This window comes from bacterium, from assembly GCA_026708015.1.
Taxonomy (GTDB): Bacteria; Actinomycetota; Acidimicrobiia; order Acidimicrobiales; family Bin134; genus Poriferisocius.
The window spans coordinates 1-16,097 of the sequence record JAPOVT010000028.1; the positions used below are offsets into that span (position 1 = coordinate 1).

Genomic DNA, 16,097 nt, shown 5'->3' on the forward strand with positions numbered 1-16,097 from the left:
ACGACTAGACCAAGCCGCATAAACCAAGTGACCGGACAACAGGGGGAACCTCACCAGTGCAGCGGAAGAGGGCAGCTTGTTCACTGGCTCAGGTCACAGGCACATCACGCTCAAGGCGCACAAACCAGGACAGGTAGTGCTTGACTTCGGACTCATCCAACCTGAGGAGGGCAGAGAGTCCGAAACGCCATTCACTGTCGGCACCACTATCACTTCCGCCCCCGTTTCAGAAGTTGGCCAAGGCATTTCGGTGAATCAGCAGGAACAGATTCTCAATCCGCTCAAGGCCTGACATATGACCCTGTTAGCTAGAGGTGCGGCGCAATTGGATCCTGGCAAAGACAAGAATCCTGGTCGGAGCCGCCATTTTGCTTGCGCGACTGCAATGGACGATCCGCCCTTAAGCGAGGGCGACGCCAACCCCATCGTAGGAGCCCTCACCCGAGTACCACCTCAGAGCGGCCGAATGTCCAACTCACACACAACCGGTCTAGCACCTGACCTCGCATTTCAACTCAAGCTCCTGCATGCACCCCAACAACCAGGGGAAATGCAGTCCACGCAGTTCGATCACCTCCGATCTCTGACGAACGGCGTATCAACCCTTGATCAAAGATCACAACCATGTAGTATGCGGAAATAAGGATGACTACTGATCAAGTGCAACCCGCTGTTCGGTCATTCCCGACCGAGGACGATCTCAACCAGGCGACCCGCGCCCTCGTTCGATCAGCAGCCGCCTGCGCCGCCTTCTGCGAGCACATCGAACACAATGAGCCAACAACCACTCATGAGGTCGTTGCAGCGGCGCAAGTCTTGCGTGATACCGCAGCTCAGCTGGCCCACAAGTCGGGGCTCTCGCTGTGTGAGGCTTACGCAGCGAGAATTCGAGGGGTTGAGGAGACCAGCCTGCTCCGCTACACAAGCGGGCCAGAAGGCACAGAGCTTGCCGGCGCCAGAGCTGCCGCTGCAGCCACTCGTTGGGATGAAATTCAAGCCGCTCAGTTAATTCACGACCGACAATTCCATCCAGACGTATTCGGCCTTTCTAAAGTCGATCAGCTACGGCACTATACGTTTCACGTAACGAAGTTGGCTGGGTTGCTCGTCGACGCCATCGACCAGGGCACCTGGGACTCATTCCGAGACGAAAGGCTTGCCGACGTCGCGGTCTTTGGCATCAAGCTCGCAACGGTCTGCAACGAACGCCTGCCCGCTCTCCCCATTGACGTCACATAGGGTGCTCGGGCTGCAGCGAGAAATAGTTTGACTAGTTGAACCTCATGGCAGACTCCCCTGAACTTGACGCCAGTAGGACGTCAGGGTTCTGGTCGTCTGAGACCATGAAGAGGCGATTCTGTGAAGAAGGGCTGATAAAACCCTTTGAGAAGGACCTCATCGCCAATTGCGCCTACGAATTAAGAATGGGGCCAGAGGCTCACCTGACTGGTGAGAAGAATAAGCGCCAAAACTTGGACCAACGGGAGCAACTCAGCATCCAACCTGGCCACTTTGCGCAGCTACTTACTGAAGAGGTAGTTCGTATCCCAGCAGATGCGCTTGGGCTGATATCCATGAAATCGCGCTTGAAGTTGAGGGGACTGGTAAACGTCTCTGGTTTCCACGTTGACCCTGGATTTGAGGGGCAACTTCTCTTCTCTGTCTACAACGCCGGACCACAAGCCGTTGTCGTCTCCCGTGGCGAACCGACTTTTCTGCTGTGGTTAGCCGCGCTCGACTCACCTACCGAAGACCTCTACGAGGGCGACCGAGGGTCCGGCGGTATCACAGATGAGGATGTAATGCGATTGCAGGGAAACGTGTACACCCCGCATGTCCTTGCTAATCGAGTAGAGAAACTAGAAGCTAGAATCGGCTGGCGACAGCAGATCCTCCATTATGTGGCGGCAGCAGTAATTGGGGGCCTCATTACACTTGGGATACAAGCATTGGATTTGGACAGCGACTCCTCCAGCCAGAGCGAAAGTGAACCATCACAGCTTGTGGAGCCGAACAATCCTTAATTCTCGGGAACTAGAGAGCTCAGGCCAAACCCGGCAACTCGCTTTGACGTTGTCCAACTACGGAAAACACGAGGGGGAGAGGGACGATCCGATGGAAGGACCGGACTCCGAGACATAGCCAAGGCACTTCGGGGCTGTATCACGCGAGAACGCTGGGGCGGTGTGTCTGCCCAGGAGGTGGAGGTGTCCGGGTTGAACGCCATGCTGCTGCTGAAGCGCGGCTGCGGCGGATCGGCTACAGGCAGTTATGGCTGGAGTTGCTCAAGCGCTGACTAGTTCAGTCACCTTCGGGGCGCACGAATACTCTCTGACCGTCAGAAGTACTTTGCGGTGCCGACCCAGCAAGACAAGGAGCATCCCCATCGTGATGCTGGGATCCACTGGAATGGGTTCGTCTTTCGACCGGTTTGCGCTGACTCGCGTGGGGACCATGTGGATCGCAGCGGCCTTGAACCCACTGGCACCGGTCTCTGTTACGACGATGACATTGGCACCGTCTGGGTGCAGCACGGCCAAGTCAGCGACAACGTCCCCAATCAGATCGTCCTCCAGTGCTACGTGGCACGGAAGATCTTGTAGCACACGCAAATCGTGTTCCTGCTGGTTGTTCATCCAGTGGTCCACGAACGCCTTGGCGGCGCTATGCCTCTGCGAAACTCGCTCCAATTGACTTCTCCTCTCTCGGTTATCCCATTCTGGGAAGGACACTGGGTCTATCCGACGGATCGGTTCATGGCCCCGAAGTCGGCGAAGTCGCGGCCGATCCTGATGAGGGAGAACTCGCCTTCGCCGAACTGCTCGTAGCCGGCGATGTTCGCAGTTTCAAGATCGTCAAACACACCATCAAGATCGCCATCGTTCATTAGGGCGACTCTGCCGTGGTCGTCGCGCTCCAAGCGCACACGGTGGTCGGACTCGTAGGCGGCTCGGTTCATCTTGACCTGATCCAGGTCACTCTGCATGCCTGACCTCCGGGGTCTTCTCCACTGCCAAGAGGCTATCTTTCTGGAAGCACCCTTACAGGCAGACTTCGTAGGGGTTGGCACCTCACAGGATTACGAGGGGATGTGACCGTTCAGGAATCCTGCTTGTCGGATTCGACGATGTTGCTGACGGTTTTGCGGTTGAGTCCGGAGACCTCGGCGATTTGGCGGAGGGAGGCACCGACGCTGTGGGCGACCCTTATCATGTCGTCTCGAATTGCCGCCTCCTTGTTGGTGCGCTCGGAGCTCAGACCCACTACTGCCAGCGCCGCTCCGGTCTCGCCGTCTTGGCCAGCCCGGTACTTCTCCATTCGCCCAACAGCGGCAAGCACCTCTGTTTCGCTGTAGCTCATGACTCCCCCTTCAGTTCGTCTCTAACGCCATCTACCCGTAATCAGCATTTAGCCATGGCGCGGAGGGCGTCGCACATCCGTCTTCGGCCTTCTTCGTCAAGTTCCCCCAGTTGTTGAGTTAGGACGGATCTTGAAACTGAAGTGAGATTGTCGAATGTGGCCACGCTGTCCTGGTTGAGTCCCTCTGCTGGTCCGACCGGCAAGCATGACGGGGCCGTGTGAAGCGTCCTCGTCACCGGGGCCACCACCAACTTGTTCAGGTTAGAAATGGCCCAATCTCGAGAAACCAATATTACTGGCCGACCCTCCTGATCGGGCTGCTCCATGAGCCAGATCTGACCTTGCTGCATCATTCCCCTGGCCAGTGGTCTCCCCAATCTGGTCGAGAACGGGGAGGGCCTGCGCCAAGGGGAATCCCCTGTTCAATCGCCACATCCTTCGGGATTAGCTCGTTGTCCTCAGTCCACACCCACGGTTCAGCTTGGACGAGAGCTCTTGCGGCAGCGAATCCTGCTGCAATCTCTGCTTCTGTCTCGGGCTGCTGGCGGTAGGACTCGGCACATTCCTCATTGCCCCGGGATCGGCGGACGACTTTGTCCAAGCGTTCTACCGCCCGGCGAATTGCTTCGGGGCGGGTGACGCCGACTTCTTCTGCGACTAGGCGGTCGATCGCCTCATGCTGCTGCTTGCTGAACTTTGTTCGGATTCTGAGGGTCGCCTCATTTCGATCCAGGTTGGGGCGGGGAGGGCATTTGCCAACGGGTATTCCCTGTTCCTCGGCCTCTAGTTCTGGGACGCACCGACCGCCTTCAGTCCACACCCATCGGTCAGGTCCTTCTAGGGCGATTTCCGCGGCCATTGCCCGGATCTCCGTGGGGCCATGCTGGGACTGGTCGCGGTTGGACTGCTCAATCTCCAGTTTGGCCCGCATCTGGCAGATGGCTTCGTCCAGGCTCTCTACCGCCCGGCAGATCACCTCAGAGCGGGACTCCCCCACTCCTTCGGCCACCAAGAGGTCGATCGCCTCGATCTGCTTCTTGCTAAACCGCACCAGAACCGGTGTTACCACCCGATAAGTATGCCCACATCGCAACCAGTTTGGTCAAGCGATTTTCATGATATTTCAAGTAATTGTGATTATCACGATCCCATGGGTTGGAGTTCGTCTTCTACGCCTTCTTCTTCGCGGACCAGGTTCCAGCCGAAGCGCTCGGCTAGGGCTTCGCGGCCTTCGTCGGGGCCGCTGGCGATGATCTCGTCGCCGGCATACAGCGCGGCGCTGCCCGGGGGGCGGTAGATGTAGCGGCCGGCCCGGCGGATGGCCAGCACGGTGAATCCGGGCTCGATGTTGAGGGCCAGTTCTTTGAGCGACGTTCCATCGGCACCGCTCAGGCGGGCCACCGGCAGTTCCACCACCACCTCGTCGGAGTCGCCAAGGGCGATCTCCAGTATGGGGTGGACCTCTTCGCCCTGTTCCACCAGCGAGATCATCTGGCGGGCCTGGTCGCCGATGTCCTCGGCGGCTTGGCCCAGATGCAGCAGTCCCCGCAGCGGCGAGGGGTCGATGTTGTTGGACGCCGCCCGCAGCACCCACAGCTCCAACTGGTGGTTCATCTCGTCGAGGCGGCCCTCCAACAGCCGCACCTGCGCGGCCAGGCCCCGGTCGTGGAGCACCAAGGCCGAATAGGCCAAACCCACCGCGGCCTCCGAGAGGTCCTTCATCTCCACCAGCACGTCCACCGCCCGATCCAGGTCGGAGATCCACGGGTCTTCGGGAGCCACCGGCTCCTCCCACATGGGCGCGGCGGCCAGTTGGTGCAGCCGCATGATGCCCGCGGGTGAGCCCCGCAAGAACAGCACGTCGCCGGGCATCATCAGCTGATCGCCCCTTACATCGGTGATCCAACTGCGGTCCCGGCGGATGGCCATCACCCGCATTCCGGCCACCACGGGCAGCTCTAGGTCGCCCAGGGGGCGGCGCACCATATGGGATCCCTCGTGCACAACGAGGCGGTGGGAGATCTCCTCAGCGCTGGACAAGTCGGCCACCAACTCGGCGGGTATTCCCAGCCGGCGGCTCACAATTCGGGAGATGTCCACCGCATCGTTGGCGATCCGCTCGATGGCGCTGATCACCTGGAGCACCGACGACATGCCCTCGGCCTCCCGGGGGTGGCGCACGGCCATGATGCAGGTCGCCCGCATGTCCTGCACCAGCTGGGTCATTTGGATCTCGAGCTCGTCGACCTCGGTGGCCATGTCCGGGTCGCCGAAGTACAGGGCGGCGTAGGCAAGATCGACCATCAGCTCGGAGAGGTCTTTGGCCTCGGCGAGCATGGCCCGAAGATTGCGGGGTTTATCGTCCATTGTCAGGTCTCTCCACGTTAGTCATCAGATTCAAAATGAGTCATTGGCCTTTCACCCTGCTCCCAAAACCGCGATGGCGAATACCAGCGTGAGCGCTCCCACCAGGTCGAGCACCGCGGTCACCGTCGGAATCCCTACCGAATCGGGGTCGACCCCGAATCGCACCGCGGCGATGGTCCCGTAGTAGGCCACCGCCACCGCGACCATCACCGCCAGGATTCCGCCCACCAGGGCGACCCCCACCAGCAGGCCTGTTCCCGGTCCGGCCAGGTCCACCAGCGAACCCGCCCCCTGCGACACCAGGGCCACAATGGCGAACACCGGCAGCGCCAGCCCGATGGTCACGCCCACATCGGTGCGGGCCCCCCGCTGGGGCAGCACCGAGGGGCCGATCAAGCCCAGGTGAAGCTTGCTCGACAGTCGGTTGGCCAAGATGCCGCCTAGAGCCCCGGCAATGGCCAGGTAACCGGGCACCAGCACCAATAGCACCGGTCGGTCCGAGAACACCTCGAACCGGTTCTCCACCGTCACCCCGGCCATCAGCGACAAGAACCCGGCCAGCACCAGAACCGGGATCGACTCCCGCATCACAGTCTTGATCTGCGGCGCTTTGGACCGGAGCGCGGCCGCCAGAGAAACCACCGTGATGGCCGCCAACAGCCCGGCTACCACCGGGGTCACCGTGCCGCGGCGAACCAGGTAGGAGGCCAGGATGAGCGCAGGCAGGGCTAGCACGTCGCCGGCTGCGGTCACCATGGGTGCGGTCACGTTGTCGGGGTCGAGGCCCCATCGCACCGACGCGGTGGCAATGCCCAGCGTCACCAAGAGCACGAACACCGAGGCAAGCGTTCCCCCCACCACCGACACCACCACGTAGTCGGCCACCCCGATGGCGCCCTCCACCCCGATGCCCGACGCCACCGCCGAGGCCAACAGGGCCAGAACCAGTGTCAATAGGAGCGTCAAGACCAACGAGGCCCACACGTTCTGGCCCACCACGCTGGATGAGCGCAGCGACAGCCGGAACGTTCCGGCATGGATGGCCGTGCCCAGACGACTGCCCAGCGCTCCGAAGATCTTCCCCGGCAAGGCGATGGCCGCCGGCACCAGCAGCAGCAGGCCGGGCAGCTCGGCCAATCGCTCGTGGCTGCGACCCAGAACCACTCCGGCGATCACGCTGGTCACCGCCAAGATGCACAGCGCCCCGAGCGACTGGCGCACACCCCGAGGGTCGGGTCCGAGCAGGCGGACCAGTTGCAGCCGGCTACCTGACCGGCGGAGAAACGAGAGCATTGTGCGGGAGAGCATGAAGATGACTTCCCGCCCGGCTACCCCGTCGCGGCCTGACCCAGTTGGCGCAAACGCACCTGGCAGTCGTCCCAGGCCTCCCGCAGGATGTCGGCCACCGGGCGCACCTCGTCGATGCGGCCCATCACCTGGCCGCCGAAAGGCACGGCCACGTCCATCTGCCCGCCGAAGTACTGGTCCATGAGCCGGTCGAGGCCGGGCATCTGCACCTGGTCGTGGTGCTCCATCTCCGCGGTGAGCTCGGTGCGCAGGGCCCTCATGCCGGGACGACCGAACCGGTTCAACAACACGGTGTCGGTTTCCGCCGCCGCCACCACCGCCTGCTTCCAGTTGTCGTGTACCGGCGACTCGGCGGCCGACAGCATCCTGGTGCCCATCTGCACCCCATCGGCCCCCAGGGCCAAAGCAGCCGCTATCGACACCCCGTCGCTGATCCCGCCGGCAGCGATAACCGGCACATCCACTTCGGCCACCACCAGCGGGGCCAGCACCATGGTGGACGAGCCGTGGGGGTTCTTGAACCCGCCCCCTTCCACCCCCTCCACGATGAGCCCGTCCACCCCGGCATCCACTGCCTTGATGGCCCCCCGCAGGGTGGGCACCACATGGAAAACCGTGATCCCCGCCTCTTTGAGCATCGCGGTGAACCGATTCGGGTCGCCCGCCGATGTGGTGACAAACCCCACTCCGTGCTCGATGACGAAGTCGATCACCGTGGCGTCGGGCACCAGCAGCTGGGCGATGTTCACCCCCCAGGGGCGGTCGGTGAGGTCGCGCATCTTGGCAATCTCCACCTTGATGTCATCGAGCTGGCCCGAGGAGGTCTCGATGATGCCCATGCCCCCGGCGTTGGACACCGCCGAGGCCAGCTGGGCTCGGGCGATGTAGCCCATAGGGGCCTGCACCACAGGAATGTCGATGCCCAACAGTTCGGTGATGCGGGTTTTCATTGCGCCAGCCTCATCGGCCTCAGTGCCCCTGGAGAAATCACCGCCGCCGCCCAGGTCCGAAACCCCGCCGCCGGAGCTCGCGCAACAGCGGGGGCAGGGGGCGGCGCAGGGGACGGTGGAACAAGCGCAGACGTTGGTAGGGAGAGGGCCGGTCGGTGCTCCACTTGCCCGGAGGCGCTGAAGTGATCGAGGCCAATCCCACCAGGCAGTTGTCGTAGTTCACCCGCCAGCCGGCATAGTCGCGCCACGCCTGGTCGCGGTCCTCGACAACTGGCACTCCCGCGTTCCGCAGGGTCTCATAAGTGTCGTAGAACTCGTGGCGGCGCACGGTAATCGTGTCCGTGGGCGCCGGGTCGGGGTCGTAGTCGATGCCGAAGAAGTCGGCAATGTTGCGCAGCGCCACGTAGCCCGCACGGATCATGAACGGCGCCGCGGGTGAGTGGGGCACCGCCACCGTCGACAACATGATGGCGGCAGTGTCCAGGATGCAGCCTGCTGCGGTCACCCATGACCGGTCGGAGCGCACCGACCGGAAGTAGGCCAATGCGGGATAAGACTGGTGGGTTTCTTCAATGTGAATGAACCAGTGCTCCCACTCGGTCCAGGTCTCGCCCATGTCTTCGAGGCCGCCGGTCTCGTGGGCCAGGATGATCATGGCCTCGGGTGTGGGCGGGGTTCCGGCTCTGATCTCCAGGCGGGCCACAGCAGACTCCCGAGCGCTGAACGCGCTGTACATGGTGGGCAAGAAGCTGATCAAGAAAGCCACGATGCCCAAGCCGATGAGTGCTTCGAACCCGGCCAGCGTCAGGGTGAAAAAGTCGGTGGTCGCCCGATAGCCCAAGGTTGTGAGCGACCATCCGCTCAGTGTCAAGGCCTCGCGATAGGGACGCACATCCAGCGCCCAGAACATCAGCGAGAACCCGTAGATCACTCCGGTGGCCCATACCACTGGCAAGAACATGAGCGTGGTCGGGGCGTAACGGGCCAGCAGGGCGTCGCGGGCCTCATAGCTCTTTCGGCGGCGGGCAAGCTCCGAGAACAACATCCACATGCCCACGTACACAAAGCGGATCAACACACTGCGCTCGGCCCGGGGCACCATCACGGTCTGGATGGCAGCGAGGAGCGTGCCCAATGCAACCAGCGCCCCGACTGTGAACACGATGGCTTCGCCCGGTCCCATACGGGATTAAAGACTACGGGACTGCTGATGCCGACTCGGTCAACCCGCCTACGCTTTGGCCATGGCGACACTCAAGAGGAGCTCTGTTTCCACTCCAGCTCCTCCTGCACAGCGGAGATACCAGTAATGGCGAAGATCCAGATCGGCCCTGAGCTCACCAACGATGCCCCGGTGGGAACCGCCATTGGAGCTGTCCCGCCCCGGCGCACGCCGGTCGAGGTGCCCACCCACCGGTATATCTCCCCGGATTGGGCCGAGCTGGAGATGGCCCATGTGTGGCCCCGGGCCTGGCAGCTGGCCTGCACCGTCGACCATGTGCCGTCGCCCGGCGACTGGTTCGAGTACTCGGTGGGCAACCTGTCGGTGCTCATCGTGCGGGGCGACGACGGGGTGCTGCGAGGGTTCCAGAACGTGTGCCGCCACCGGGGCAACGTGCTGTGTACCGGCTCGGGGTCGGGTCTCACCGAGCTGCGCTGCATCTACCACCGATGGAGCTGGACGCTTGACGGCAAGCTGCGGGAGGTGCCGTCGCGCCGGGGCTTCGGGGCGCTGCGCAATGACGACTATCCGCTGTTCCCGGTGCAGGTGGGCATGTGGGGACCGCTGGTGTTCGTGAACTTGGACATGGACGCCGAACCTTTGGACGACTATCTGGAGGCCATTCCCGGCCTGCTGGAGTGGGCCCGCATGGACGAGTATGCCTGCGCCTACGACCTGACCGTGCCGCTGCCGTGCAACTGGAAGACCCTCATCGAGGCGTTCAGCGAGACCTACCACGTGCAGGGCATCCATCGGGAGATGCTGCCCAGCTGCGACGACGTCAACTCGGTGAACCGCCTTTACGGTCGCCACGGCTCATTGCACCAGCCCTATGGGGTGCCCAGCCCCCGGCTGCGCGACGGGGCCACCGACCAGGAGACCTGGGAATCCATCATCGTCACCCAGGGCGCCCGCTACGGCCAGGACTCCGAGAATCCGGGGCCTTGTCCGCCGGTTCCTGACGGCGGCAGCGTGCGCGACGTTCTGGAGGGCCTGGTTCGGGCTCAGACCGCCCAAAAGGGCCTCGACCTCGACAGCTTCGACCAGTCGCAGATGCTGGATTTGTTCCAGTTCAACCTGTTCCCCAACATCACGGTGATCGTGATGTGCGACAGCATCACCGTGCTGCGGTCCCGGCCCGGCGGCACCCCCGACGATGCCTACATGGACTTGCTACACCTCGACCGGCGCCCATCCGACACCGACCGGACCCCGCCGATGCAGGCTGTCATCCCCGCCGAAGAGGCCTCCATGAACCTGGTATTCGACCAGGACCTGTCCAACCTCCAACGAGCCCAGCGGGGCCTGCACCAGCCCGGCCTCGACCACATCGTGTTGAGCCGCGAGGAGATGCGGATCATCAACCTCCACTACAACCTCGAAGAGTTCATCGGCATCCGCGAACTCTCCGACGAAGCCGTCGCCGAAATCGAGGCTCTCAGGGCCCAGCCAGCAGCCATCGGCCCCGTCGTCGGCTAAAGGAGATGCTCCACTCAATCGAGTATCCAATACTCGGTTCAATAGAGTATTAGATACTCCACTCAATGGAGTATACTTGGCGGGTGGATCGAAGTCCCTTTCCATACCACGGCCCGCTAGAAGCTGATCAGGTATCTGGTCGAGAGGCCTTAGTAGTCGACATCGCCCAACGCATCACCGATCGCCGGCTCACTGCACTGGTTGGTCCCCGGCGCTACGGCAAGACCAGTTTGTTGAAGCGGGTGGCCGCTGACCTACAAGCCGTCGGACCTCAGCCGGTGTGGATCGATCTCTACCAGCTGACCTCAATGGCCGATCTGGCTAGCGCGGTCGACCGCGGACTTGCCTCCGTTGTAGGGCCGGTGCGTCAGGTGCTCGACTCCATCGCCAGCAGTGTTTCGCTGAAGATCGGGATGTTGGGTATCGAGCTCTCTCGCCGGCATAAGGACAAAGCCGACCCCGTTCTGGCATTGCGCTCCCTCATTGAAGTGCTGGTGGACACAAGCAGAAGGAATGACATATTCGTTGTATTCGACGAGTTCTCCGGAATTGCCGGCGTCGAGGGTGGCGCCGGCGTGCTGAGAACTGAGCTGCAACATCATTTCCAGTCGCTGGGCATCGTCTTCGCGGGTTCGGAACCCTCCGTCATGAGAACTCTGTTTAGCGAGCAAGCGCAACCCTTCTTCGCCCAAGCCGACCTTGTGGAGGTCGGGCCCTTGGCTGATGTAGCAGTATTCCGCATCATCGAAGACGGATTCGATCGCACCAATCGGAGTACCGGTGGCGTTACCAGCCGCATCGTGGACTTCGCCAAAGGGCACCCTCAGCGAGCAATGCAGCTCTCCGACGCTGTTTGGAGGCTCGTCGAACCAGGCGGGTCCGCCAATTCGCAGACTTGGGAGCAAGCCCTTGCCGAGGTGCGGGCCAACGTGGACACAGGATCGGAGCGCGTCTTCGGATTGCTTCCAACGGGCCACCAAAAGACTCTCAGGGCGGTGGCCTCAGCCGAAAGCATTTACGGCCGTCAGGCACAGCTGCTCAACCTGTCGCCGGGCACCGCCCGAGGCGCGTCTGAGGCCCTAGTCGGAAATGGCCTGCTGCGAAACCAAGACGGCCAACTTGTGGTCGTCGACCCCCTACTAGCCGACTGGCTCCGCCGCCGCTTCCCCCTATGAGCCCACTCAACGATAGGCCCAGATCAGAGGCCATCCTTACATGATCACAGAGTGTCAGTTTTGTGACTGAAAGCTAATCTCTCTTGAGTGAATCGCCGTGAAACAGTCGAGCGAGCCGCGGAGCAGTGGGCCAAGGAACTCACCGACGAATCCGGGCGCAACCGGTTGTTGTACTACCGAGTGCTAAACCGAGGCACACTGGAATTGGACCAAGCCAATCCTGGCGCGAAGAAGCGCCTGTTGACCGGCAAGAGTGTGCAGGCCAAATCGTTGTTTCCCGGTGAGTTATTCGACGACGCTCTCCGGCGCATCCGGGCGGTGAACCGCCAGGCCACTTCCAACTACGAAGAGAAGGGCATCAATACGCTGTTTTTGGGATGGGGGATGGCGACCTGGACACCGGTTTCGTCGCGTGCAACGCCAGCCGCGCCCGTGCTGCTGTGCCCAGTGGACTTGGAGCGAACCGGTGCCGCCGAGACGGATTTCGACATGAAGCTGAGCGGCGACTGGACCCTCAACGAGGCGTTGCTTCAGCACTTGGCCAACGAATTCAAAGTGGATGTGTCGGGCGAAGACCTCATGGACCCCTACGGCGACGGCGAGCAGATCAGCGAAGAGGAGGAAAGGGCTATCTTCGCCAATCTGAGTCAGAGGGCCGAGCGGGTCCCCGCATTTGGCATCGAAGAGCGGGTGGTGCTGGGCAACTTCATGTACAAGAAGATGCCGATGGTCAACGACATCAACGAGAACCTCGGTGCTCTGGCCGAAAGCGATCTCATCGCGGCCATAGCAGGCGACGAGGAGGCTGGTAACTCGCTGCGAACCCACCATGCCAGCGATGTGAAGCCATCGCTGCCCGACCGCCCCCGGCCCCAGAACGAATACTTGGTTCTAGACGCAGACTCATCGCAGAACGCAGCCATAAACGCGGCGGTCGCCGAAGGGTCGTTCGTGCTCCAGGGTCCACCAGGCACTGGCAAGAGCCAGACCATCTCCAACCTCATAGCCACCATGATGGCCGAGGGTAAGAGCGTGCTGTTCGTGGCCGAAAAGCGTGCAGCCATCGACGCAGTCAACAAACGATTGACCCGAGTCGGACTTGACCGGTTCGTTATAGACCTCCACGGAGGCATCTCCTCCCGCAAGGAGTTGGCCCGCCAGTTCAACCAGTCGATCACTGACATCAGCCAGAACCCTCCCGTCGACCGGCAAGACCTCCACCGGCAGTTGCAGGAAGCCCGAGACGAATTGACAGGCCACTCCGAGGCATTGCACCAAGAGCGCGAGCCGTGGGGGGTCTCGTACTTTGAGGTGTTGACAAGGCTACTGTCGCTGAAAGAGTCCGAATCTGCCGGCGACAACAGGCCACAGCCCCCTATCCAGTTCTCACCCCCGGCCCTGGCCGAATTGGATGAAGCCACCGCCCTCCAAGTATGCCGCGACCTCAAGGATTGGGCCGACCTGTCCGAGCCGCTTCGGTCGGGTCGCTCACCGTGGGCCGGCGCACAGGTGGTCACCAGCGAGAACGTCCGCACACTTCAAGAACTCCTCACTCGCCTCCTCGGATATTCGCCTGAGCTTCTCTCTCCCCTTTCACGAGGAAAGGGATCGAGAATATGGGCATGGCTCTCCAGCAGCAGCTACCGAACCGCTGGTAGAACACTCAAACAGCTCAATGGGTTCCTGCCCACTCATCGTCTGGCAAAACAAGCTCCCGCTGACTTGCTATTGGCTGCCAAGATGCTCCTGGATGACCAGGTCACGCTGTCCAGCCTGCCCCGATTAGTCGAAGTGGAACAGCGCCTACGAGGGGCTCACGCGGGTCCGCTAATTGAATGCGTCGGAGATGGAACCTTATCGGCCAATTTGCTGGAAGCTGCCTTCAACAACTCCTGGCTGAGGTCGATACAGCGAGAGATGCTGCTTGAAGACGGCCGATTGTCGGGGTTCCAGGGAAGCCGGCAGAGCCGCTATGTAAGAGAGTTCCAACAGGGTGACACCGAACACATTCAGGGCAATCCAGCCCGGGTAGCCCGGCGCATCGCCGAGCACGCAGTTACCGCGCTCAACGAGAATCCAGATCAAGACCAGCTGATCCGTAAAGAGGCAAAGAAGAAGACGCGCCATTTGCCGCTTCGCCGGATGTTCGAGCAGGCACCCGAGGGGTTACTTGCGCTTCGCCCCTGCTGGGCCATGTCGCCCCTTGATGTGGCTCAGACTTTGCCGCCACGGCCGCTGTTCGATTTGGTGGTGTTCGACGAGGCCAGTCAGGTGTTGCCTTGTGATGCCATTCCTGCCCTGCTGCGGGGGCGGCGGGCCATGGTCGCAGGGGACTCCCGCCAGCTTCCGCCGACGACGTTCTTCGACGGCTCTGGAGGAGACGATGACCTCGACGAGGACGAGGAGTCGATGTCAGACTACGAATCGATCCTGGACGTCATGGATACCCGGCTGTCCCGTCGCCCGCTCGCTTGGCACTACCGCTCTCAGGATGAGCGGCTCATCGCCTACTCCAATCAAGAGATCTACCACGGCAGTCTGACCACCTTTCCCGGCGCCAACTCTGACAAATGCCTGAGTTGGGAACTTGTGCCACACCGGAGGGGGGTGGCCACCGAAAAGGGGAGCAACTCCGACGAGGTACTTCGGGTTGTGGGTCTGATGATCGATCACGCTCACCAGCGACCAGCTGAGAGTCTTGGGGTGATCGCTATGGGATTACACCACGCCAATCGCATCGAAGAAGCACTGCGAAGGCGGATCGAAGAGGAGAACAGCTCAGAACTCGAGGAGTTCTTCAAGGAGTCGCACGAGGAGCGGGCTTTCGTGAAGAACCTAGAGCGGGTGCAGGGCGATGAGCGTGACGCCATAATCTTGAGCATCGGTTACGGCAAGAACGCCGACGGCAAGATGCAGTACCGATTCGGGCCGCTGAACCAGGAGGGCGGCGAGCGGCGGCTGAATGTGGCTATCACCAGAGCCCGCAAGCGCATGACGCTTGTGTCGTCATTCGACTACGCCGACATGGACCCTGAAAGAACCCGTTCTACTGGGGCCAAGATGCTTCGAGGCTTTTTAAAATTCGCCCAATCCGGCGGCACCGAATTGGACGGCGCTGATGAGCAGACACCACTAAACCCATTCGAGCTAGACATTCTCGACAAGCTTGGAGCAGCTGGCCTCGATGTCGTACCCCAGTACGGATGCTCGGGCTATCGAATCGACTTTGCGGTGAGGCATCCGACTGTTCCGGGCCAATTCGCTCTCGCAGTAGAGGCTGACGGCGCGAGCTACCACTCCTCCCCCACCGCCCGGGACCGCGACCGGCTTCGCCAAGAGCATCTGGAGCGCCTTGGTTGGCGATTCTGCCGTATCTGGTCAGCAAACTGGTTCAACGACCACCGAACTGAGGTTGAGCGAGTGCTAGCTGCATACAAAAAGGCGGTCGCCGAGACCGACGGCGGAGGGATGCCCCCCAGCGTCGAATTGTCGGATGAACCCCGCGGCAATCCCGATTGGGGCATTTCGGCAGCTTCGACGGCACTTCTTCCACCACGACTCCCCAAGCCCCGTATACCTCACTACACCTCAATTGATGATTATTCACACGAAGAACTGGTCTCGATAGCCCAATGGATCGAATCCGACGAACTCTTGCGCACGCAGGCCCAATTATTCGAGGAAATTTTCGAAGAGCTGCCCTTCAAACGCCGCGGTACCAAAATCAACGCGGCCATCAACAAGGCCATCCAAGCCTCAGGGGACAACCCAAGGGCAAGGGATTCAAATGGAACCGAGCCCAAGCGGGAACAGCTACCTACACCAGATGCAGCAAGCGGATCTTCAACAGATGGCTCGGCCTCGGGGTTGTCGAGATACACCCACGAGATCGTCGGCATTCAATTGTACCAGGACCGCCTGAGGTGGTTGATGAGAGGAGGGCCAAGAACCAAGGGGGGATGGCAGCTGAGAGAGGTGGGCCTAATACTTGTGGCCCAGCCCCACAACCCCCATGACAGCAACGCAATCAGTATCAAGTATCAGGGCCATGTCGTCGGCCATATCGCTCGAACCCGGACAATTGACTTTCACCGTACCTACGGAGACAGGCTCATCGCTGGCATGGAAGTGGATGGCCTAGTTGTCGGTCGCCCCGACGACTGGAGTGTGATCCTAGACATCAAGAGCATCCGCTAGCTGGGAGTACTCCCCACTGCTGGTCATCTTGATGACGGC

The 16,097-nt window shown here is 61.4% G+C and carries 12 protein-coding genes; 5 read left to right on the top strand and 7 right to left on the bottom strand.

Going from position 1 to position 16,097, the window contains the following annotated elements:
- Positions 1–645: 645 nt before the first annotated feature.
- On the top strand, positions 646–1,239 hold the full coding sequence (locus tag OXG30_05860) for a hypothetical protein (protein MCY4134421.1): 594 nt from the start codon (positions 646–648) through the stop codon (positions 1,237–1,239).
- 104 nt (positions 1,240–1,343) lie between these two features.
- Positions 1,344–2,024, top strand: a complete 681-nt coding sequence (locus OXG30_05865; GenBank protein MCY4134422.1) for a hypothetical protein — start codon at positions 1,344–1,346, stop codon at positions 2,022–2,024.
- 713 nt (positions 2,025–2,737) lie between these two features.
- On the opposite strand, the gene OXG30_05870 is transcribed toward OXG30_05865, so the two are convergent.
- The 7 genes from OXG30_05870 to OXG30_05900 all read right to left on the bottom strand — a co-directional run bounded on the left by OXG30_05870 (position 2,738) and on the right by OXG30_05900 (position 9,168).
- Complete coding sequence (locus OXG30_05870; protein MCY4134423.1) at positions 2,738–2,986, bottom strand: hypothetical protein; 249 nt, start codon at positions 2,984–2,986, stop codon at positions 2,738–2,740.
- 113 nt (positions 2,987–3,099) lie between these two features.
- A complete protein-coding gene (locus tag OXG30_05875; GenBank protein ID MCY4134424.1) occupies positions 3,100–3,360 on the bottom strand; it encodes a hypothetical protein in 261 nt (86 codons plus the stop codon).
- A 349-nt stretch (positions 3,361–3,709) separates the two neighbouring features.
- Positions 3,710–4,429, bottom strand: a complete 720-nt coding sequence (locus tag OXG30_05880) for a hypothetical protein (GenBank protein ID MCY4134425.1) — start codon at positions 4,427–4,429, stop codon at positions 3,710–3,712.
- 71 nt (positions 4,430–4,500) lie between these two features.
- On the bottom strand, positions 4,501–5,727 hold the full coding sequence (locus tag OXG30_05885; protein ID MCY4134426.1) for a potassium channel protein: 1,227 nt from the start codon (positions 5,725–5,727) through the stop codon (positions 4,501–4,503).
- Between the two features lie 51 nt (positions 5,728–5,778).
- On the bottom strand, positions 5,779–7,035 hold the full coding sequence (locus OXG30_05890) for a magnesium transporter (GenBank protein MCY4134427.1): 1,257 nt from the start codon (positions 7,033–7,035) through the stop codon (positions 5,779–5,781).
- Positions 7,036–7,055: 20 nt separating this feature from the next.
- The gene (locus OXG30_05895) at positions 7,056–7,985 is read right to left on the bottom strand and encodes a nitronate monooxygenase (GenBank protein MCY4134428.1); all 930 of its coding nucleotides are present in this window, start codon (positions 7,983–7,985) and stop codon (positions 7,056–7,058) included.
- 37 nt (positions 7,986–8,022) lie between these two features.
- Entirely contained in the window at positions 8,023–9,168 is a 1,146-nt protein-coding gene (locus OXG30_05900) for a hypothetical protein (GenBank protein ID MCY4134429.1), read from the bottom strand.
- 126 nt (positions 9,169–9,294) lie between these two features.
- Between OXG30_05900 and OXG30_05905 the strand changes: the two genes are divergently transcribed.
- From OXG30_05905 to OXG30_05915, 3 genes are all read left to right on the top strand, one after another.
- Positions 9,295–10,686, top strand: a complete 1,392-nt coding sequence (locus OXG30_05905; GenBank protein ID MCY4134430.1) for an aromatic ring-hydroxylating dioxygenase subunit alpha — start codon at positions 9,295–9,297, stop codon at positions 10,684–10,686.
- Positions 10,687–10,769: 83 nt separating this feature from the next.
- Positions 10,770–11,861, top strand: coding sequence for a hypothetical protein (locus OXG30_05910; protein MCY4134431.1), 1,092 nt, complete (start codon positions 10,770–10,772; stop codon positions 11,859–11,861).
- Positions 11,862–11,948: 87 nt separating this feature from the next.
- Positions 11,949–16,058 carry an AAA domain-containing protein gene (locus OXG30_05915; GenBank protein ID MCY4134432.1) on the top strand — a complete coding sequence of 1,370 codons (4,110 nt, stop codon included), beginning with the start codon at positions 11,949–11,951 and terminating at the stop codon, positions 16,056–16,058.
- Positions 16,059–16,097 lie beyond the last annotated feature (39 nt).